20 protein-coding genes and 1 pseudogene are annotated in these 19,382 nt (G+C 66.0%); 12 read left to right on the top strand and 9 right to left on the bottom strand.

Features of this window, described 5'->3' with window-relative positions; genetic code table 11:
• Positions 1-4 precede the first annotated feature (4 nt).
• Entirely contained in the window at positions 5-682 is a 678-nt protein-coding gene (gene pyrE / locus B4F51_RS15815; protein WP_296227022.1) for an orotate phosphoribosyltransferase, read from the top strand.
• 140 nt (positions 683-822) lie between these two features.
• Here the strand turns inward: pyrE and B4F51_RS15810 are convergent, their stop codons facing one another.
• From B4F51_RS15810 to B4F51_RS15795, 4 genes are all read right to left on the bottom strand, one after another.
• On the bottom strand, positions 823-1,650 hold the full coding sequence (locus B4F51_RS15810; RefSeq protein ID WP_296227020.1) for a polyphosphate kinase 2 family protein: 828 nt from the start codon (positions 1,648-1,650) through the stop codon (positions 823-825).
• Positions 1,651-1,699: 49 nt separating this feature from the next.
• Positions 1,700-2,578, bottom strand: coding sequence for a diaminopimelate epimerase (gene dapF, locus B4F51_RS15805; RefSeq protein ID WP_296227018.1), 879 nt, complete (start codon positions 2,576-2,578; stop codon positions 1,700-1,702).
• 82 nt (positions 2,579-2,660) lie between these two features.
• A complete protein-coding gene (locus B4F51_RS15800; protein WP_296227016.1) occupies positions 2,661-3,554 on the bottom strand; it encodes a lipid A biosynthesis lauroyl acyltransferase in 894 nt (297 codons plus the stop codon).
• A 23-nt stretch (positions 3,555-3,577) separates the two neighbouring features.
• Positions 3,578-4,426, bottom strand: coding sequence for a lysophospholipid acyltransferase family protein (locus B4F51_RS15795; RefSeq protein WP_296227013.1), 849 nt, complete (start codon positions 4,424-4,426; stop codon positions 3,578-3,580).
• 240 nt (positions 4,427-4,666) lie between these two features.
• Between B4F51_RS15795 and metK the strand changes: the two genes are divergently transcribed.
• A complete protein-coding gene (metK, locus tag B4F51_RS15790; protein ID WP_296227011.1) occupies positions 4,667-5,857 on the top strand; it encodes a methionine adenosyltransferase in 1,191 nt (396 codons plus the stop codon).
• Positions 5,858-5,914: 57 nt separating this feature from the next.
• On the opposite strand, the gene B4F51_RS15785 is transcribed toward metK, so the two are convergent.
• Positions 5,915-6,223, bottom strand: a complete 309-nt coding sequence (locus tag B4F51_RS15785) for a hypothetical protein (RefSeq protein WP_296227010.1) — start codon at positions 6,221-6,223, stop codon at positions 5,915-5,917.
• Between the two features lie 127 nt (positions 6,224-6,350).
• Between B4F51_RS15785 and B4F51_RS15780 the strand changes: the two genes are divergently transcribed.
• Complete coding sequence (locus B4F51_RS15780) at positions 6,351-7,274, top strand: AraC family transcriptional regulator (protein ID WP_296227008.1); 924 nt, start codon at positions 6,351-6,353, stop codon at positions 7,272-7,274.
• Here B4F51_RS15780 and B4F51_RS15775 read toward each other — a convergent pair.
• Positions 7,267-8,295, bottom strand: coding sequence for an AraC family transcriptional regulator (locus B4F51_RS15775; protein WP_296227007.1), 1,029 nt, complete (start codon positions 8,293-8,295; stop codon positions 7,267-7,269). The two genes, B4F51_RS15780 and B4F51_RS15775, sit on opposite strands and share 8 nt — an antisense overlap.
• A 112-nt stretch (positions 8,296-8,407) precedes the next feature.
• Here B4F51_RS15775 and B4F51_RS15770 point away from each other — a divergent pair, with 112 nt between their 5' ends.
• The 5 genes from B4F51_RS15770 (at position 8,408) to B4F51_RS15750 (ending at position 13,314) form a co-directional block, all read left to right on the top strand.
• The gene (locus B4F51_RS15770) at positions 8,408-8,800 is read left to right on the top strand and encodes a carboxymuconolactone decarboxylase family protein (protein ID WP_296227005.1); all 393 of its coding nucleotides are present in this window, start codon (positions 8,408-8,410) and stop codon (positions 8,798-8,800) included.
• Between the two features lie 57 nt (positions 8,801-8,857).
• A complete protein-coding gene (locus B4F51_RS15765) occupies positions 8,858-9,907 on the top strand; it encodes a 3-keto-5-aminohexanoate cleavage protein (RefSeq protein ID WP_296227003.1) in 1,050 nt (349 codons plus the stop codon).
• A 16-nt stretch (positions 9,908-9,923) separates the two neighbouring features.
• A complete protein-coding gene (locus B4F51_RS15760; protein ID WP_296227000.1) occupies positions 9,924-10,745 on the top strand; it encodes an SDR family NAD(P)-dependent oxidoreductase in 822 nt (273 codons plus the stop codon).
• Positions 10,746-10,787: 42 nt separating this feature from the next.
• Positions 10,788-12,050, top strand: coding sequence for an MFS transporter (locus tag B4F51_RS15755; RefSeq protein ID WP_296226998.1), 1,263 nt, complete (start codon positions 10,788-10,790; stop codon positions 12,048-12,050).
• A gap of 130 nt (positions 12,051-12,180) precedes the next feature.
• Positions 12,181-13,314: an HPP family protein gene (locus B4F51_RS15750; RefSeq protein WP_296226996.1), complete on the top strand. Its 1,134-nt coding sequence runs from the start codon at positions 12,181-12,183 to the stop codon at positions 13,312-13,314.
• 9 nt (positions 13,315-13,323) lie between these two features.
• On the opposite strand, the gene B4F51_RS15745 is transcribed toward B4F51_RS15750, so the two are convergent.
• Entirely contained in the window at positions 13,324-13,938 is a 615-nt protein-coding gene (locus B4F51_RS15745) for a glutathione S-transferase (RefSeq protein WP_296226994.1), read from the bottom strand.
• Between the two features lie 151 nt (positions 13,939-14,089).
• Between B4F51_RS15745 and B4F51_RS15740 the strand changes: the two genes are divergently transcribed.
• The 3 genes from B4F51_RS15740 (at position 14,090) to B4F51_RS15730 (ending at position 16,112) form a co-directional block, all read left to right on the top strand.
• The gene (locus tag B4F51_RS15740; RefSeq protein WP_296226992.1) at positions 14,090-14,599 is read left to right on the top strand and encodes an Lrp/AsnC family transcriptional regulator; all 510 of its coding nucleotides are present in this window, start codon (positions 14,090-14,092) and stop codon (positions 14,597-14,599) included.
• A gap of 24 nt (positions 14,600-14,623) precedes the next feature.
• Entirely contained in the window at positions 14,624-15,511 is an 888-nt protein-coding gene (locus B4F51_RS15735; protein ID WP_296226990.1) for an RNA polymerase sigma-70 factor, read from the top strand.
• Between the two features lie 130 nt (positions 15,512-15,641).
• The gene (locus tag B4F51_RS15730; RefSeq protein WP_296226988.1) at positions 15,642-16,112 is read left to right on the top strand and encodes a carboxymuconolactone decarboxylase family protein; all 471 of its coding nucleotides are present in this window, start codon (positions 15,642-15,644) and stop codon (positions 16,110-16,112) included.
• Between the two features lie 61 nt (positions 16,113-16,173).
• On the opposite strand, the gene B4F51_RS15725 is transcribed toward B4F51_RS15730, so the two are convergent.
• The gene (locus B4F51_RS15725) at positions 16,174-16,677 is read right to left on the bottom strand and encodes a GNAT family N-acetyltransferase (protein WP_296226987.1); all 504 of its coding nucleotides are present in this window, start codon (positions 16,675-16,677) and stop codon (positions 16,174-16,176) included.
• 241 nt (positions 16,678-16,918) lie between these two features.
• Between B4F51_RS15725 and B4F51_RS15720 the strand changes: the two are divergent.
• Positions 16,919-17,476, top strand: a pseudogene (locus B4F51_RS15720) (beta-propeller fold lactonase family protein); the annotation flags it as partial.
• 122 nt (positions 17,477-17,598) lie between these two features.
• Here B4F51_RS15720 and B4F51_RS15715 read toward each other — a convergent pair.
• The gene (locus tag B4F51_RS15715; protein WP_296226983.1) at positions 17,599-19,233 is read right to left on the bottom strand and encodes an acyl-CoA synthetase; all 1,635 of its coding nucleotides are present in this window, start codon (positions 19,231-19,233) and stop codon (positions 17,599-17,601) included.
• Positions 19,234-19,382: the final 149 nt, after the last annotated feature.

Genomic DNA, 19,382 nt, shown 5'->3' with positions numbered 1-19,382 from the left:
AAAGATGAGCCAAAACAGCGAGTTGCGCCAATCCTTCATCCGCTTTGCGGTGGAAGCCGGCGTGCTGTCGTTCGGGGAATTCGTGACCAAGGCAGGGCGGACGTCGCCCTATTTCTTCAACGCCGGCAAGTTCAGCGATGGCGCGCTGCTGGGCCAAGTCGCGCAATTCTATGCGAAAACCCTGCTGGACTCGGGCGTGGAGTTCGACATGCTGTTCGGGCCGGCGTACAAGGGCATCACCCTGGCGTCGGCCACGGCTGTGGCACTGGCGGGGCTGGGCCGCAACGTCGGCTTTGCGTACAACCGCAAGGAAGCGAAGGACCACGGCGAAGGCGGTAGCCTCGTCGGCGCCAAGCTGCAGGGGCGCGTGGTGATCGTGGATGACGTGATCTCGGCGGGCACCTCGGTGCGCGAGTCGGTGGAATTGATTCGCGCCGCGGGCGCGACGCCGGCGGCGGTGCTGATCCTGATGGATCGGATGGAGCGCAGCGGCAACGCGATCGATATCGGCGAGCGCTCTGCCGTGCAGGAAGTGCAGGCGCAGTATGGGATGCCAGTGGTTTCCATCGCTAACCTCGATGACCTGCTGGGGTATCTCGATAACGCAGGCGATCCTGCACTGGCCGGCTATCGTGCCAAGGCGACCGCCTACCGGGATAAGTATGGCGTGAGCGCTGTTTGATTCTTCCTGCTTTCTTGTTTGGAAACCCCGGTTGATGGATTTTGCCGGGGTTTTGTTTTTTGTCGTGTATCCCTTGTTTCATCCCCGGCAGGGGACGAAATAGGGATGGACACCAGCACAAAAACCAATAGTCCAACACCCTATTCGATCTTCAACCCCAAATACGCCGGATTCCCCGCCGGATACTCCGGCTTCAACCGCTCCATCACTGCCAGCAAAATCTCCGCGACCATCAGGCTGCGGTGCGACTTGGAATTCGCCGGAATGATGTGCCACGGCGCGTGCGGGGTGGCTGTTGCGTTGATGGCGTCTTCGTAGGCGACCATGTAGTCGTCCCAAAGCTTGCGCTCCTCAATGTCCGCCATGCCGAGCTTCCAGTGCTTGTGCGGATCGTCGATGCGCTCCTGCAGCCGCTCGCGCTGCTCGTCCTTGGAGATGTGCAGAAAGCACTTGACGATCGTGGTGCCGGTCTCGGCCAGCATCTGCTCGAACGTGTTGATATGAGCGTAGCGGCGCTTGCACTCGGCGGCGTCGATGTCGCCGTGCACGCGCGTGACGAGCACATCTTCATAGTGGCTGCGGTTGAAGATGACGATCTCACCAGCAGCCGGCACCTGCGCATGCACGCGCCACAGGAAATCGTGCGCCAGCTCCAGCGGCGTCGGCACCTTGAAGCCAATCACGCGCAGGCCGAGCGGGTCGAGCGCGCGGAACACGGTGCGCACCGTGCCGTCCTTGCCGGCGGTGTCCATGCCCTGCAACACCACCAGCAGCTTGCGCCGATGCTCGGCATAGAAGATGTCCTGCAGCGCCTCGATGCGCGCGGACAGCTCGGCCAGCCGCTGCAGGTCACCCGCCTTGCCGCCCGTGGTGCACGGCTTGGCGGCGGGATCGAACTTGGCAATCTTGAACTTGCTGCTGCCGTCGAAATACCAGTCGTCGATCGGGCTCTTGCCGTTGGATGCCACGGTGTCTCCTTGTTGTTCTGGTGGATGCGGCAGCCGGCTGCGTGCGCGGCTAATGCGAGGCGGCGAGCTTCAGCGCATCCAGGTCCAGCGTACCCTCGAAAACCGTCGTGGCGGGGCCGGTCATCATCACCGGCTGGCCCTCGCCAGCCCAGGCGATGGTCAGGTCGCCGCCATGCGTGGCCACCTTGACGGGCGAGTCGATCAGGCCGCGCCGGATGCCGGCCACCACCGCCGCGCAGGCGCCCGTGCCGCAAGCCAGCGTCTCTCCGGCGCCGCGCTCATACACGCGCAGGCGGACCGAATGGCGATCGACGATCTGCATGAAGCCGGCATTCACGCGGCGCGGGAACACCGCGTGCGATTCGATCAGCGGGCCATCTTCCAGCACAGGGAAGGCCTCGGCGTCGTCCACCACCTGCACCGCGTGCGGGTTACCCATCGATACGGTGGATAGCCATTCGGTGCGGCCGTTGATCTGCAGGGCGTGCAACGTGTCACGCCCCTCGGTGCGTGTGGGCAGGCCGTCGGGCACGAAGGGCAGGCGCTCGGCTTCGAGCACGGGAGGGCCCATATCGACGGTGACCTGGCCGTCGTCTTGCATCGTCAACGTAGCAATGCCGTTCATGACTTCCACGCGCACAGTGCGCTTGTCCGTCAAACCCCGATCTGTGACGAACTTGACGAAGCAGCGTGCGCCGTTGCCGCAATGCTCCACCTCGCCGCCGTCGTGGTTGAAGATGCGATAGCGGAAATCGACATCGGGCCGCGTCGAGCGCTCGACCAGCAGCAACTGGTCCGCCCCCACGCCAAAGTGGCGGTCGGCGATGGCGCGCCACTGCTCGGGCGTGAAGTCGATCGGGGTCTGGATGCCGTCGAGCACGACAAAGTCGTTGCCCGCGCCGTGCATCTTGGTGAAGTGCAGTTTCACGGTGGCAGGCCGCGCGGTGGCGGCGTGAGGAACTCGGAAAACGCCCATTGTAGAGCGAGCCGACAAGGCTCGCCCCGAGGCGTCAATAGATGCCCGGCACGCCTTCGGGCCGGTGCTTGAAACGCTTGTGCACCCAGTAGTACTCGGTGATGCGCGGGCGGATGGCGTCTTCAAAGAAGGCGTTCATGCGGCGCGTGTCGGCTGTCAGATCACCGGTGGGGTAGTCGTCCCACGCGGGCAGGATGCGCAGCGCGTAGCCCTGGTAGTTGGGCAGGATCTCGGTGTACATCGGCACGACCTTGGCGCCCGTAAGCGCCGCCATGCGCGGGATGGCGTTGAGCGTGAGGGCCGGCACGCCGAAGAACGGCACGAACTCCGAGTCACGCTCGCCGAAATCCATGTCGGAGATGAGCTGCAGCGCCTCGCCTCGCTTGATGGTGCGCATGATCTGCCGGATGTTCTCGTTGCGCGACACCATGGTCGCGCCAAAGCGGCTGCGCAGCGCCTTGATGGCGTCATCGAGCACCGGGTTGGCCATGCGCGTGTAGAGCGAGCAGCCCGCGCTGCCGGTGTGCGTGCGCAGATAATCCGTCAGCGCCAGCGCGCCGATCTCCACGCCCGACAGGTGCAGCGTGACAAGAATGTGCGGCTGTCCATGCAGCGCCGGCAGGTTGGCCTGATCGTCGATCTTGACCACCTGCATGAGGCGCTTCTCCGACGCAAACCACGCAAACGAGCGCTCGGCAAAGCTGCGGAACACCTTGCGGAAGACCTCGTGCGCGATGGCCTCGCGCTCGGCGTCGGACTTCTCGGGAAAGCACGCCTTCAGATTGGCCAGCACCACGCGGCGGCGGCCGTTGGGAATGCGGTACAGCAGCCCGCCCAGCCCTTCGCCAAAGCGGGCGACGAAACCGTACGGGAAGAAAGACAGCAGCCACAGAAAGCCGAGTCCGAGATTGGCAGAGAAACGTTCCATAAAGTGCGGCAGCAGAGCAACGTTCAAGCGGCGGGCGGAGCGTCCGCGCCCTTGGGATGCTTGTAGCGGTTATAGCCCCAGAGATATTGAGTCGGTGCCAGAGCAATCAATTGCTCGATTTCGGCATTGATACGCGTGGCAGCTTCGGTCACATCCTCAGGTAGATCACCGATCACACGCATGTGTGCGCGATAGCCCTTGCCGCGCGGTAGCCGCTCGCAGAACAGCGCCGCCACGGGGGCACCCGTCAGCCGATGCAGACGGTGCACCAGCGTCATCGTGTACGCCGGTTTGCCGAAGAACGGCGCCCATACGCCCTCACCGCCCGTCGGGGTCTGATCGGGCAGGATGCCGACGGCCTCGCCGCGCTTGAGCGCCCGCACCACCATGCGCACACCGCGCGGGTCGGCGGGCGCCATGTGCATGTTCGGTCGCGCGCGCATGGTTTCGATCCAGGTGCGCAGGCTTTCCTGATGGGGCGGCTTGAACATCGCCGTGATCGGGTAACGGCGCGCATAGGCCTGCGGCAAGATCTCGAAGCAGCCCAGGTGCGGGGTCAAGAAAATGGCGCCGCGGCCGTCTTCAAGCAACCGGTCGACGATGGGCCAGCATTCGTCGAGCAGGTTCGGGGTGATGTCCGGGCCATTCTTGCGGACCCAGAAGTACGGCATCTCGAAGACCATGCGGCCGGCGGATCGGCCGGCCTCCTTGAGCATGGCGGGGGTGGCGTCGGGGTAGGCGTGGCGGAAGTTGGCGATGAGCCGGTCGTGATAGCGTCCGGGCACCTTGGCGGCCAGCGCTCCCAGCCAGCCGCCCAGCGCCTGCAGCCACGAAAGAGGCCAGCGTGAAAACAGCCAGAACAGGAGATTCATGCGTGCGTACGCAGCAATGTGTTGGTCGCAGTCGACAGGGGAACAGGGTCATGGATTGCCGTGCGGCAGACCCAAAAAGTGCCGCGTATAATAACGCGATTCGCCGAGTTAACTGACAACTTGCGGGGCGAATCCTTGTCCGGCCACAAACTTGGGCAAGGTTGCTAAATACCGCTAAAGCGTCGCCGGCCGTGGCACAAACGGATTGGCAACGTGATAGCCAATCTGGAGCTAACAGCCGTGTCAAACGACTTCCTCTTCACCTCGGAGTCGGTCTCCGAGGGCCATCCCGACAAGGTCGCGGACCAGATTTCCGACGCCATCCTCGACGCCATCCTGACCGAGGACAAATATGCGCGCGTCGCGGCAGAAACGCTGTGCAACACCGGGCTGGTGGTGCTGGCGGGTGAAATCACCACGACGGCCAACGTCGACTACATCCACGTTGCGCGCGAGACCATCAAGCGCATCGGCTACGACAACACCGAATACGGCATCGACTACAAGGGCTGTGCCGTCCTCGTCGCTTACGACAAGCAATCGCCCGACATCGCCCAGGGCGTCGACCGCGCCTCGGACGACTACCTGAACCAGGGCGCCGGCGACCAGGGCCTGATGTTCGGCTACGCGTGCGATGAAACGCCTGAGCTGATGCCCTTCCCGATCTACTACGCACACCGCCTGGTCGAGCGCCAGTCGCAGCTGCGCCGCGACGGCCGTCTGCCCTGGCTGCGCCCCGACGCCAAGTCGCAGGTCACGGTGCGTTATGTGGACGGCAAGCCGCACAGCGTGGACACCGTGGTGCTGTCGACCCAGCACGCGCCGGAGATGTCGCAAGAGGCCATCCGCGAAGCCGTGATCGAAGAGATCATCAAGCCGGTGCTGCCGTCGCACATGCTGGCCGACACCAAGTACCTGGTGAACCCGACCGGCCGTTTCGTCATCGGCGGCCCGCAAGGCGACTGCGGCCTGACCGGCCGCAAGATCATCGTCGACACGTACGGCGGCGCGGCCCCGCACGGCGGCGGCGCGTTCTCGGGCAAGGACCCGTCCAAGGTCGACCGCTCGGCAGCGTATGCCGCGCGCTACGTGGCCAAGAACGTGGTGGCCGCCGGCTTGGCGCGCCAATGCCAGGTGCAGGTGAGCTACGCCATTGGCGTGGCACGCCCGATCAACATCACGGTGTACACGGAAGGCACGGGCGTGATCCCGGACGAGCAGATCGCCAAGCTCGTGCAGGAGCACTTCGACCTGCGCCCGAAGGGCATCGTGCAGATGCTCGACCTGCTGCGCCCGATCTACCTCAAGACCGCCGCCTATGGCCACTTCGGCCGCGAAGAGCCGGAGTTCACCTGGGAAGCCACCGACAAGGCCCTGCTGCTGCGTGAAGCGGCTGGCCTGACCGGCGAGCCAGTGAAGGCGTTTGCCTGAGGCTGCGTTGCGGCAATAATGCGCCGCCCTTCGGGGCGGCTTTTTTACGCCTGCGGATTATGGCTTGGCAGCCGCCGCACGGAATGCAGCATCATCAAGCAACGCACCGACCAGCTTGCGGTACAGCGCCTCATACTGCCCCGCCGCCTGCGGAATCGCCGAGGCCCCGATGAACGGCGAATCCCACGACGCCTCGCTGCGCAGTGCGCGGTCATAGCGCACCGTGCCAGCCCGCGTGACTACGAACCGCGCCGCCAGCGCCGCCTTGCCCTTCCCCACTGGGGCCTCGACATTGCTCTCGAGCAGCGTGCCGGTGATCACGGCGTCGGATTTCGCATCCAGCAGGCCCGCCGACTGCAGTTCCACGCGCAAGGTCTCGCGCAGGAAGGGCTCAGCGATGCCAGCAGAGCGCTATGCACACCACGCCGCTTTTTTTTTGAAGATGGGTGGGCGGGCAGCACAATTGAGCAATCCTGATCAGGCACCCGCGACCTTGTCCCGCTACCGTATCGCTACCCTGGAGCCCAGCCAATTGACCACCACCGCCACCGGCCGCTACCTCGCCCGCATGCGCGCCGTACTCGCGCATATCGACGCGCATCTGGACGATGCGCTGGACGTGGATCAACTGGCCGAGGTGGCGGCGTTCTCCAAGTACCACTTCCACCGCCAGTTCACGCTGCTGTTCGGCATGAATGTCGGGCGCTATGTGCAACTGCTGCGCATGAAGCGCGCGGCTCACCAACTTGCCTATCGCGACGATGCGCGCATCACCGACATCGCGCTGGCGTGCGGGTACGAGGGGCCGGAGGCCTTTGCGCGCGCGTTCCGCAAGCAGACGGGGCAATCGCCATCGGCGTTTCGCTCGGCGCCGCTGTGGACATCCTGGGCCGCCAATCACCACGCGCTACGCGCCCTCAGGAGCGAACACATGCCCGCACAACCGCACACCCATCCTGTCGAGATCGTCCAACGCGAAGACGTGCCCGTCGCTGCCATCGAGCACCGAGGCAGCCCGGCACAACTGGGCGACACCATCCGCGCGTTCATCGCCTGGCGCCGGGAGCATCGCCTCTCGCCCGCCGTTTCGGCCACCTACAACATCGTCTACAACAACCCCGACGACGTTCCGCCCGAAGCCTTCCGCATGGACATCTGCGCGGCCGCGCGCGCGCCCATTGCGCCCAATGCGGCTGGCATCGTCGGCAAGACGCTAGCGGGTGGGCGTTACGCCGTGCTGCGACACACAGGTTCGGACGACACGCTCGACCAAAGCGCCGCCTATCTCTATGCGGAATGGCTGCCCGGCAGCGGCGAGGCGTTGCGCGACGCGCCGTTGCTGTTCCAGCGTGTGCGCTTCTATCCGGATGTGCCCGAACACGAGGCCGTGACGGACATCCTGCTGCCGCTCAAGTAACCGGCCCCTGCCCGGTGCCGCGCGAGCGTTCAAGGCGCCACTGCCTGGCACTGCAACCGAACGCGCCACGAAACCAGCGGGAGAACGCGCTGGGCTCGGAAAAGCCCAGCAGCACAGCCACCTCGGCCAGCGGCCGGCCCGGCTGCGCGAGGTAGCGTCTGGCCAGTTCCGTGCGCACGGTTTCCAGGATCGAGGAGAACGTCTCGCCATCCTGTGCGAGATGGCGGTGGATGGTGCGCCGGCTCACACCCAGATGCTGCGCCACATCATCGATCGAGCCGTGCCCGGATGGCAGCAGCAACAGCACCAACTGGCGCACCTCGCGGCTGAGCGTGGAGCCCTCGCTTGCGCTGATCCCTTCCAGGTACTGGCGAGCGTAGCGCGCCATGACCGGATCGGACGACGGCAGCGGACGATCCAGGTCGCGCGCATTGAGCACGACGCCGTTGAACTCCTGGCCAAACTGGACGACCGGCCCGAACAGGCGCTCGTGCAGGCTGCGATCCGCCGGTGCCGTGTGCGTGAAGCAGACCGCGCGCGGCCGCCAACTGGCCCCCAGCAGCACGTTCAGCAGGCGGTAGATCACGCCGATGATCAACTCGACGGACTGCCGCTGCGGCTCGCCCTGTTCTATGCCGATGGATTCCACGCGCAGGATGGTTGCATCCCCGGCGTCTTCAAGCACGGTGGAGGTCGCCTCGGTATGCAGGTGCCCGTAGCGGCGCAGCGCTTCCAACGCGCCACGCAGCGTCGACTCTTCGCGCACCGCCAGCCCGATCGGCCCGAGGTTGGACAGCCGCCGCGTTTCCGCCATGCGCAGGCCGAAGGTGGGCACGCCGCTGAGTTCAGCCGAACGCTCCAGCAGCGCGCCCACCTTCTCGGCGGGGATCTTCAGGTCAGGATCGCGCAGGCATGCGACGGGGAGCCCAGCCTCGGCCAGCAGGCGATGGGCGTCCAGACCGACGCTGGCGCAGATGTCGGCGTAGTTGGTAAGGCTGGCGCTGCGGATCAGGGCTGGCATCGGGGTCTTCCCGGAGTGTCCCCAGATGTTAAGTCGATGTCCCCGAATGTCAAGGGCCGGGTGACACGTCTACCTACACTGGGGCCACATCGCCATTGAAAGGACCGCCCCCATGACCACACCCGACCTTGCCACCGCCGACCGCAGCGCGACCCCGGTTTCCGACACGCTGCGCGCCAGCGGCCAATGGAACCCCAACTGGGATCCGTTTGCCGAGCTCGACCCGCTCTGGACCGAGCGCTTCATGGCAATGGGCGTCATGCCGCACAAGCATCTCGATCCGCTCACGCTGGAGTTCATTGCCATCGCGGTGGATGCTTCATGCACGCACCTGTATGCGCCCGGCGTGCGGCGGCATATCCGCAGGGCGCTGGAACTGGGCGCCACCCAGGCGCAGATCACTGCCGTCCTGCAATGCGTGTCGGTGCTCGGCATCCACAGCATGAGCGTGGGCGCGCCCATCCTGCTCGAAGAGCTGGCCGCGCGCGAACAAGCAGCCGCCTGAACATCGCACCACATCACAAACACATCACGCGTCGCACATTTTCACTGGAGACACCCCATGCACTTCTTTGACGACTCCCTGCTGCCCGAACACCAAGAGAAGCTGATCATCCAGGTCGCGCCGTACGGCCCGCAATGGCTGCCGGCCGATTCCGACGACATTCCCGTCACCATGGACGAGCAGGTGCAGAAGGCCGTGGATTGCTGGAACGCCGGCGCCACCGTGCTGCACGTGCACGTGCGCGAAGACGACGGCAAGGGCAGCAAGCGGCTGACCAAGTTCAACGAAATGCTGGCCCGCCTGCGCGAGGCCGTGCCGCAGATGATCCTGCAAGTGGGCGGCTCGATCTCGTTTGCGCCCGAAGACGAAACGCAATCCGCCAAGTGGCTCAATGACGACACGCGCCACATGCTGGCCGAGCTCACGCCCGCGCCGGACCAGGTCACGATCGCCATCAACACCAGCCAGATGAACGTGATGGAGTTGATGACCGAGGCCGACGTGGCCGGCACCTCGCTCACCAACCCCGCGTTGCAGGCGGCCTACCGCGACATGATCGTGCCGTCCAACCCGTCGTGGCACGTGGAGCACCTGCGCCGCCTGGTCGCGCACGGTATCCAGCCGCACTTCATGCTGGGCAATCTGACGCAGCTCGAAACCGTGGAACGGCTGATCCGCCGCGGCGCATACACCGGGCCGCTGGTGCTCAACTACGTGGCCATCGGCGGCGGTGCCGCGGGCCTGCACCCGGCCGACATGATCGAGTTCGCACGCCGCACACCCGATGGCGCGGTGCTCACCATTGAAACGCTCAACCGCAACGTCGTGCCGCTGAACACCATGGCGATCGCCATGGGCCTGCACGTGCGCGTAGGCATCGAAGACACGCTGTTCGGGCCGGACGGCAAGCGTGCCACCTCGGTGCAGCAGGTCGAGAAGATGGTGCGCATCGCGCGTGAGCTGAACCGCGACATTGCCAGCGGTGCCGAGGCCAAGCGCATCTACCGCATCGGCGAGCACTGGACGAGCACCGAAGACACGCTCGCCAGGCTGGGCATGGCGCCCAACCGCCGGCAGGATGCCGAGCGCTATCGCGCCGCTGCCTGAGCGGGGAGACCACGCGATGCGACTCGACGACAAGGTGGCCGTGGTCACGGGCGCGGCCGGCGGCCTGGGCAAGGCGATTGCCCTGGCCTATGCCGACGCCGGTGCGCGCGTGGTGCTGTGCGACATCCAGCCGGCCGGGCTGGAGGCCGCTCGGGCCGAGGTCGCGCAGCGCGGGCCGGCGTGCCTCGCGCTGCCCTGCGACGTGAGCGACAGCCGGGCCGTGGCCGGCTTGTTCGAGCAGGTCGACCACGCGTTCGGCACGGTGGACATCCTGGTCAACAACGCGGCGATCATCCCCAGCCAGCCGATCGACGAGCAGCGCCGCCAGCAGCACTACGCCTACCTGACCACGCCGCAGCCGCGCCACTCGCTGGGCTTCACCAGCAGCATGACCGACCAGGACTGGCACCGCTTCTGGGATGTGAACGTGCACGGCGTCTTCTACTGCACGCGTGAAGCGCTCAAGCGCATGGAGGCGCGGCGCGCGGGCAAGATCATCAACGTGGCGTCGATTGCCGGCCTCTCGGCCTACAGCGCGCACAGCCCGCACTACTCGGCCACCAAGGGGGCGGTGGTGGCCTTCACCCGCGCGGTGGCAGCAGAAGTGGCTGGCGCCAACATCTTCGTCAACGCCATCGCGCCCGGCGGCGTGCAGACCGAACTGTTCACGCAATACCTCGCGCAGATGGGCGAAGACCGCCGCAACCAGCTCTTCCAGATGATTCCGCTGGGGCGGCTCGGCACGCCGGAGGAATACGCCTCGCTCGCGGTCTACCTGGCCGCCGACGGGCACTACCTTGCGGGCCAGATCATCAGCCCGAATGGCGGGATGTTCTAAGCCTCGCAATACGAACGCACTAGACGCACGGAGACACACGACATGGCCTGGAAGACCCACCCGCGCGCAGTGCTGGCAACACTGCTGCTGATCCACATCCTCGCGCACATCGACCGCAACATCCTGCTGGGCTTCTCTCCTCAGATGACGGCGGATCTGGCGCTTACCAACGCGCAGTACGGCTTCCTGGTGGGCGCGGTCTGGGTGTTCAGCTTCGGGTTCATGGCCGTAGTGATGGGCACGCTGGCCGACCGGTTCAGCCGCACGCGCGTCATTGCGGCCGGCCTGCTGATCTGGAGTGTGTGCACCGCCGCCTCTGGGATGGCGCACAACTTTACCGAGCTTGTGGCCGCGCGCTTCCTGGTGGCCAGCGGCGAAGCCGCGCTGGTGCCGGCGGCCGTCGCCCTGCTGGCCGAACTGTTTGACGAGAAACGCCGCGGCACGGCCCTGGGGCTGTTCTTCATGGGCATCCCGCTGGGGGTGGGCCTGAGCTTCCTGCTCTCCGGCACGTTCGGCGCCACGCACGGCTGGCGCGATACTTTTTACACGCTGGGCGTGGCCGGCACGGTGATGGCGGTGCTGGTGGGCTGCCTGAAGGAGACCCGCGCGCCCGGCAAAACCACCGCAGCCGGCATGCCCTTTCTGGCGCAGTTGCGCGCGGTGATGGGCGTGCTGCGGGCCAACCCGATGCTGTGCCTGGTCATGGCCGGTATCGTGCTGGCCCACATGGTGTTTGCCGGGCTGGCGTTCACGCAGTTGTGGCTGGTGCGCGAACGCGGCCTCGACGCTGCCGGCATCGCCCGCACCATCGGCGTCCTGCAGATCGTGTTCGGCACGCTGGGCTCGGTGGCCGGCGGCATCATCGGCGACCGTTACGCCCAACGCTTGCCCGGCGGCCATGCGGCGTTCATGGCCCTGCTTGCCGCACTCTGCGCGCCGCTGATGATTGCGTACCGCTTTGCCGCACCCGGCTCGGTGCTGTTCTACGCAGGCATGTGCGCGGGCTTCTTCCTGCCGCTGGCGCTGTATGGCCCGGCCAACACGCTGATCATGCAGCAGGTGCCCGAGCAGATGCGCTCGACCATCTCGGGCGTCAGCATGCTGTTGATCAACGTGTTTGCCATTGCGCTGGGCAACCTGGCCGTGGGCACTCTGAGCGACTGGCTGTTGGCGGCCGGCATGCACGCACCGCTGCGCTCCGTGCTGCTGATGACGGACGGCATGGCCATCAGCTCGCTGCTGTGCTTCCTGTCGGCGGCACGCCGAACGGGCGGCATCGCAAGCGCCCGTCCGCAGCCCCTGTAGGCTTCCTGCTGCCCTCCGGCCTTTCTGTCACAACATGATAAAATCCGCGCCCCAGCCCGGGACCACCCGGGCGCCATTCCAATCAAGGTGAAGCCTGCTTCGGGCGATCGCCGTCGCCCCAAGCTTCCTCGTGCCCCGCCCCGCCCTCCAGCGCTGGCTTGCCAGCTTTATTCCCGCGCCTGTTACGGTGCGCTGGCGCGAGCGCGCGCGCTCGGCCGTCGGCGCGCTCGTCGGCATCCTTTTTACCGGCACGATGATGAAGCTGGTGCCGGGCGCCGCCACGCTGATCCCTTTGCTGGTGGCACCGATGGGCGCCTCGGCCGTGCTGCTGTTTGCGGTACCGGCCAGCCCGCTGGCGCAACCGTGGTCGATCATCGGCGGCAACCTGGTGGCAGCCACCGTGGGCGTCACTTGCGCGCTACTGGTGAGCGATCCGGTGGTGGCCTCGGCGCTGGCCGTGTCGATTGCGATTGCCGGCATGTTTGCGCTGCGCTGCGTACATCCGCCCTCGGGCGCGGTGGCGCTTACGGCGGTGATCGGCGGGCCGGCCGTGCATGCGCTGGGGTATCGCTTCGTGGCCGAGCCGATCCTGATCCAGTCGGCGCTGCTGCTGGTGGGCGCGCTGGTGTACCACGCGATCACGGGCCACCGGTATCCGCACGCGCAGCGTCTGCCCGCTGCAGAACGCCCGCCCGCCGCCGGCTTCACACGCGCCGACATCGTTGCCGCGCTGCGCCACCAGAGCGAACTGCTCGACATCGACCCCGAAGACATCGAAGCCGTGCTGCGCGAGATGCAACTGCAGGCCTACACCCGCACCTTCCAGGCACTGACCTGCGCCGACATCATGTCGCAGCCGGTAATAGCCGCCGCGCCCGGCACGTCGATCCCGCGCGCGCTGCAATTGCTGCGGCAGCACGGCATCAAGGTGCTGCCGGTCATCGATGAGCGGCGCCGCGTCACCGGCATCGTCACCCGCGCAGACTTGCTGGGCCAAACCCCGCGCGACCTGCGCCAGACGCTGCGCCACTGGTTCAGCATCGGCGCCCTCACGCCGCCGCGCGTGGCCGACCACATGAAGACGCACGTGCAGACCATCCGGGCAGATGCGCCCATGTCCGAACTCGTGCCGCTGTTTGCGCACGCGGGCCACCACCATATTCCGGTGATCGATGCCGACGGCCGGCTGACGGGCATCATCACCGAATCGGATCTGGTAAGCGGGCTGTACCGTCAGGCCGCGATCGAACCGCAGGCGGCCTGAACAGGCCCATCAAGCCGCATCGATCGGCCACTCGCGGAATGCAGCAAGCTGCTCCGCCGCCGCCGAAAACGCCACCAGGCCCGGGTAATCCGCTGCCGGTACGCGGTCCGGCACCATCAACTGGATGAAGCCCCAGGCCACGGCGGTGGTCACGCCCGCCTGCGTGAGCGCGCTGGCATCGGCAGGCAACGGCGCCGCCTTCAACTCGGCTTCCAGCGCGTCGACTGCCGCCAGCAGTTGGCTCTGCACGCGGTCGACCCACGGCGCATGCACCTTCTCGGTCGGGCGCAGGTTGTGCTCATAGACGATCTGCACCGCCTTCTCGCACGCAGCCAGCGCCAGGCCGATCACACGCAGCGCCTGCTGGCGCGCGGGCAACGCTGCCGGCATCAGGCTGCGCCCGGTCACGGCCTCTGCATAGTCGATGATGAGCGTGGAATCGATCAGCAACGTGCCGTCGTCGCACACCAGCGTGGGCGCCTTCACCACCGGATTGATCTCACGAAACTGGTCGAAATGCCGGAAGACCGACACCGACGCATGCTCGAACGGCAGGCCGAGCAGCTTGAGCGAAATGGCGGTACGGCGGACATAGGGTGAATCAAGCATGCCGATCAGCTTCATGGGGGCTCCTGGGCAACGTGGCCAGCTTCGGTAACGGGATACCCATGATAAGCAGCCACGCTGGCGCGTCTAAGTCGTTTCCATCCAAAATCAGGGCTTTCGACCGATGAATCATCGGTCACATCCTCCCGCCATCCGAGCCCGCCCCGCCATGCCCCTCGACAAGAAAGACTGGCTGATCCTCGAAGCCCTGCAGACCGATGCCCGCCAGAGCCTGGCGGCGCTCGGCAAGCGCATCGGCCTGTCGCAGCCGGCCATGAGCGAGCGCGTGCGCAAGCTGGAAGACGCCGGCGTGATCGAAGGCTACGGCGCGCGCGTGAACCTGCGCCGCGTCGGCATCGGGCTGCAGGCTTACATCCACATCGAGACCACGCACGCGCACATCCGCAAATATCTCAAGCTGTTTGAAGACATGCCCGAGGTGCTGGAAGCCAGCCGCGTGACCGGGCAACACTGCTTCATCGTGCGCTGCGCAATTGCCGAGCCGGGCGATCTGGAGCGTGTGGTCGATAGCCTGGCCGTACATGGCTCGGTCACGACCTCACTGGTGCTGTCCAGCCCGGTGGCGAAGCCGGTGACGATTCGGGCAGCCCGGATACCGGGTAACGGCATAACATCAAGCCCTGTCACAACCGCCCGTGCCCGCCCGTCTAGGGAGTAGCTTCCCTGGACGACACATGACGCCATGACAACCTCCACCCGTACCGACAGCCAAGACACGGCTTTCAGCGCCGCCCGGCCCCGCCTGTTTGCCATTGCCTATCGCATGCTCGGCACCCGCGCCGATGCCGAAGACGTGCTGCAGGACGCCTGGATGCGCTGGCACCAGACCGATCAATCTGCCCTGCAATCGGCCGAGGCCTGGCTCGTGACCGTCGTCACTCGCCTGTCGATCGACCGTCTGCGCGCTGCCAAGACCGAGCGCGAAGCCTACGTAGGCTGGTGGCTGCCCGAGCCGCTGGTGGAGGTGGAGTCCAGCACCCCCACACCCGAGTCAGCCGTGGAACTGGCAGGCGACCTGTCGATGGCACTGCTGTGGGTGCTGGAACGCCTCTCGCCCGAAGAGCGCGCGGCCTTCCTGATGCGCCAGGTGTTCGACCAGGATTATTCGGAGATTGCCGCGCTGCTGGGCAAGACCGAGGCCGCATGCCGGCAGATGGTGCACCGCGCATCTGACCGTGTGCAGCAGGAGCGCCCGCGTTTTGATGTCTCCGCAGATGCGCATCGCGACCTGCTCGAACGCTTTGCCGAAGCCTCCCGCACCGGCCAGCGCGAGGCCATCCGCGCGCTGCTGGCCGACGATGCACATCTGGTGGGCGACGGGGGCGGCAAGGTGCCATCGTTCACGCGCATCATCCAGGACGCCAACCAGATCACCAAGATCTACTGCGAACTGGTCCAGGCCATGGGCAACGTCCGCTATCAGCACGCCCTGGTCAACGGCGAGCCGGGCCTGCTGCGCTACGTGGACGACAAGCTGGAATCGGCGCAGTCGTTCGTCATCGAGAACGGCCGCATCGTCGCCATCTACGTGGTGCGCAACCCGGACAAGCTGGCGCACATCACGGCCTGAGAGAAAAACAAAGCATTTCGGCCGGACCTGTCACAACCCGGCCGAGTGAGGCGTCTTTAGGGTATGGAGCGACGCCAGAGAGAAGACAGCGACCGCTCCAGGTATCCAATCCAACCTCAAGGAGCCTCTCATGTCGCAAGCCCCTCGCATTGCCTACTACCAAGCCGCCCCGAAGGCCTTCAACAACCTGCTGAACCTGTCGAACGGCCTGCGCCGCGACCTGCTGGGCGCCAAGTTGGTCGATCTCGTTCTGCTGCGCGTGTCGCAGATCAACGGTTGCGCCTTCTGCATCGACATGCACTGGAGCGACCTCATCAAGATGGGCGAAGACCCGCGCCACCTGAACGCCGTGGCCGGCTGGCGCGAGGCGCCGTTCTTTACCGAGCGCGAACGCGCCGCGCTGCGATGGGCCGAGCTGGTCACCAACACGCCGCACAGCGATACCGGCGATGAGGAATTCGCCAAGCTGCGTGCGCACTTCAGCGATGAAGAGATCGCCGAGCTGAGCTTCGTGATCGTCACCATCAACAGTTGGAACCTGCTGAACGTGAGCCTGCGCAACCCGGTGCCGTTGAAGGCGCCGTACAGCGCCGCTGCCTAAGGCGATCGGTCTGCCTGCAAAGCGGCGCCCGCGTGCTCACGCCGGCGCCGCGCTTACCCCCTCACACCGGCAGGAAACGCACCATCAGCACTTCGTCGGCATAGCCCTCAGCAGACTTGATGGCGCGTGGCTCGACACCATAGGGTGCGAAGCCGCAGCGCTGGTACAGCGCAAGCGCCGCCGCGTTGGTGTGCACCACAGAGAGCGTGATCTGCTCCACCACGCCCGTGGCGACCGCCACAATGCCATCCATCAGCGCCACCCCCACACCGCGCCCCCGCACATCGGGCGCCACATAGAAGCCCCACACGAAACCCTTGTGCGCGTGCTTGGCACCGGACTGCCGCTTGAAGCCCGCCATGCCAACGATGTGCGCACCGTCAAAGGCACCCAATACCGTGGACGTGGCCAACCGTTCAGCGAAGGCCTCCATCGGAAGCTCCGCCTCCGCCGCGTAGGTGGCGCAGAACGCCTCGGGCGCGCTTCCCAGTGCAGCCAGGCGGATGGCACGGTAATCGGCTGCATCAGCCGACGTGAGCTTGCGAATGACGATGGCGTTGGACATGACGGGCTGAAGTGAGCGGCGGAGAAGTGCCAGTATCACGCCAAACGCCTGCAAGGGGCGTGTACCGCATGTTTGCGTCCATGCAGCGGAGGGCTTTGTCGATCAGTTGGCCTATGTCGGCGTGTGGGTGCGGGTTTCTATCTCTCGGGAAAACGCGAAGCGACGCGAATTCAGAACGGGGGGAGCCATGGCCGAGCTTTTGATCGCCCAAGCGGACAGCACCAGCCGCACACCAGCACAACCGCTGCCCGCGCCAACGCCTGCGCCCGCCCCCACCTACTCTGTGGGCGGCACCGTGACCGGCTTGGCCACGGGCAAATCCGTCACGCTGCTGAACAACGGCGGCGATGCCGTCGCCGTGAATGCAGACGGCAGCTTCCAGTTTCCAACGGCATTGGCGCAAGGCGCACCCTATGCCGCCACGGTGGGCACGCGGCCTTCGGGGGAGAACTGCACCGTCACCAACGGCAGCGGCACGGCGGGCACGGCCAACGTGACCAACAGTGCCGTGACGTGCACGCTGCGGCCGCTGTTCGGCTACGCGTTCAACTCCAACGACGGCACCCTCTCCGCCTTCACGCTGGACTTGAGCACCGGCATGCCCACGGCCATCGGCACGGCGGTGCCGGTTGGGGCCGGGCCGCTGTCGCTCACCATCGACCCGGCGGGCACGTTCGCCTACGTGGTGAACGGCGTCGACAACACCGTCGTGGCGTACAGCATCGATGCCACCACGAGCATGCTGACGGCGGTAACGGGCGGGACGGCCAACACGGGCAACATCCCGCGCGGCATGGCGACCGTGGCGGTGCCCTATGGCCTGTTGACCAGGTTGGTCAGGCGCCCGCCCGGAGCCCCTCTGCATAGGCGAGGGGCTTCGTGATTGAGGGACTTGGTCAGGCACCGCAGCGGTGCCTGACCTCACACGTCGATGGCCGAAGTCGAATTCACCTTGCGGCGCAGTTCGTACTTCTGGATCTTGCCCGTCGATGTCTTGGGCAGCGGGCCGAAGAACACCGCCTTGGGCACCTTGAAGCCCGCCAGCAGCGTCTTGCAGTGCGCGATCAGGTCTTCTGCGGTGGCGGTGGCGCCGTCTTTGAGTTCAACGAACGCGCACGGTGTTTCGCCCCACTTGGCATCCGGCTGGGCGACCACGGCGGCAGCCAGCACGGCGGGGTGGCGATACAGCGCGTCTTCCACCTCCACGCTGGAGATGTTCTCGCCGCCCGAGATGATGATGTCTTTGCTGCGGTCTTTGATCTTGATGTAGCCGTCGGGCATGCAGACGCCCAGATCACCGGTGTGGAACCAGCCGCCGGCAAAGGCCTCGCGCGTGGCCTTTTCGTTCTTGAGGTAACCCTTCATGCAGATGTTGCCGCGGAACATGATCTCGCCAATGGTCTCGCCATCGGCCGGCACGAGCTGCATGGTTTCCGGGTCGAGCACCGCCACCTGCGATTGCAGGTGATAGCGCACGCCCTGGCGCGCCTTCATGGTGGCGCGCTCGTGCTCGGGCAGCGTGCGCCACTCATCCTGTTCCGCACAGACGGCGGCGGGGCCGTACACCTCGGTCAGGCCGTAGACGTGCGTCAACTCAAAACCCATGGCCTCCATCTGCGCCAGCACGGCGGCCGGCGGCGGCGCACCGGCCACCATGCCGCGCACGGGCCCGCGCAGGCCTTCACGCCACGACGGCGGCGCGTTCACCAGTGCCGTGTGCACGATGGGCGCCGCGCAGTAGTGCGTCACGCCTTCATCGCGCATCAGGTCGAACACCAGCTTGGGCTCGAACTTGCGCAGGCAGACATTGACGCCCGCGCGCGCCGCGATCGTCCAGGGGAAGCACCAGCCGTTGCAGTGGAACATCGGCAGCGTCCAGAGATAGACCGGGTGCTTGGGCAGATCCCACTCCAGGATGTTGGACACCGCGTTGATGGTCGCGCCGCGATGGTGGTAGACCACGCCTTTCGGATCACCCGTGGTGCCCGAGGTGTAGTTGAGCGCAATGGCATCCCACTCGTCGGCGGGCAGTTGCCAGGCGTAGTGCGGATCGCCCGAGGCCAGGAAGGATTCGTAATCGGTGTCGCCAAAGGGCGCCGCCTCGGGCCCCAGCGCATCGTTCACGGCAATCACCTTCAAGCCCGGAATCTCCAGCGCCATCTGGCGGGCCAGGTCTGCAAACTCGGTGTCGGCCAGCAGCACGCGGGCCTCGCCATGGCGCAGCATGAAGACGAGGTTGGCGGCATCCAGGCGGATGTTGAGTGCGTTGAGCACCGCACCCGCCATCGGCACCCCAAAATGCGCCTCCACCATGGCCGGCGTATTGGGCAGCAGCGCGGCCACCGTGTCGCCCCGGCCAACACCGGCCAGCGACAGCGCGCTGGCCATTCGGCGGGCGCGGGTGTAGGTGTCGCGCCAGTTCTGGCGCACCGGGCCATGCACGATGGCCAGGCGGTCGCCATAGACCTCCGCCGCGCGGGCGAGGAACTCAATCGGGGTGAGCGGGACGAAGTTGGCCGCGTTGCGGGCCAGACCGCTATCAAAATCGGTGGGCATTGCTGTGTCTCCGTGCGCCGGGCGCTGTTGCTTTTTGTTGGGCAAAGCTATCATCGGGCAGCTCCCGCACTCTGTCACCTGGATGACAAACCGCCCGGAAACCCGCGCCAGCCAAGGCTGACAGGATTCTTACAAAGCGGCGGCAGAGC

The sequence above is a fragment of the Ralstonia sp. UBA689 genome, assembly GCF_002298975.1.
Lineage (GTDB): Bacteria > Pseudomonadota > Gammaproteobacteria > Burkholderiales > Burkholderiaceae > Ralstonia.
This window is presented reverse-complemented; position numbering and strand designations above follow the sequence as displayed.

Coding starts and splice junctions, on each gene's coding strand:
- B4F51_RS15745 (WP_296226994.1), bottom strand. CDS start 13,938: ATGAAGCTGATCGGCATGCTTGATTCACCCTATGTCCGCCGTACCGCC.
- B4F51_RS15755 (WP_296226998.1), top strand. CDS start 10,788: ATGGCCTGGAAGACCCACCCGCGCGCAGTGCTGGCAACACTGCTGCTG.
- B4F51_RS15765 (WP_296227003.1), top strand. CDS start 8,858: ATGCACTTCTTTGACGACTCCCTGCTGCCCGAACACCAAGAGAAGCTG.
- pyrE (WP_296227022.1), top strand. CDS start 5: ATGAGCCAAAACAGCGAGTTGCGCCAATCCTTCATCCGCTTTGCGGTG.
- B4F51_RS15795 (WP_296227013.1), bottom strand. CDS start 4,426: ATGAATCTCCTGTTCTGGCTGTTTTCACGCTGGCCTCTTTCGTGGCTG.
- B4F51_RS15775 (WP_296227007.1), bottom strand. CDS start 8,295: ATGCCAGCCCTGATCCGCAGCGCCAGCCTTACCAACTACGCCGACATC.
- B4F51_RS15740 (WP_296226992.1), top strand. CDS start 14,090: ATGCCCCTCGACAAGAAAGACTGGCTGATCCTCGAAGCCCTGCAGACC.
- B4F51_RS15730 (WP_296226988.1), top strand. CDS start 15,642: ATGTCGCAAGCCCCTCGCATTGCCTACTACCAAGCCGCCCCGAAGGCC.
- B4F51_RS15770 (WP_296227005.1), top strand. CDS start 8,408: ATGACCACACCCGACCTTGCCACCGCCGACCGCAGCGCGACCCCGGTT.
- B4F51_RS15760 (WP_296227000.1), top strand. CDS start 9,924: ATGCGACTCGACGACAAGGTGGCCGTGGTCACGGGCGCGGCCGGCGGC.
- B4F51_RS15725 (WP_296226987.1), bottom strand. CDS start 16,677: ATGTCCAACGCCATCGTCATTCGCAAGCTCACGTCGGCTGATGCAGCC.
- B4F51_RS15735 (WP_296226990.1), top strand. CDS start 14,624: ATGACAACCTCCACCCGTACCGACAGCCAAGACACGGCTTTCAGCGCC.
- B4F51_RS15715 (WP_296226983.1), bottom strand. CDS start 19,233: ATGCCCACCGATTTTGATAGCGGTCTGGCCCGCAACGCGGCCAACTTC.
- B4F51_RS15800 (WP_296227016.1), bottom strand. CDS start 3,554: ATGGAACGTTTCTCTGCCAATCTCGGACTCGGCTTTCTGTGGCTGCTG.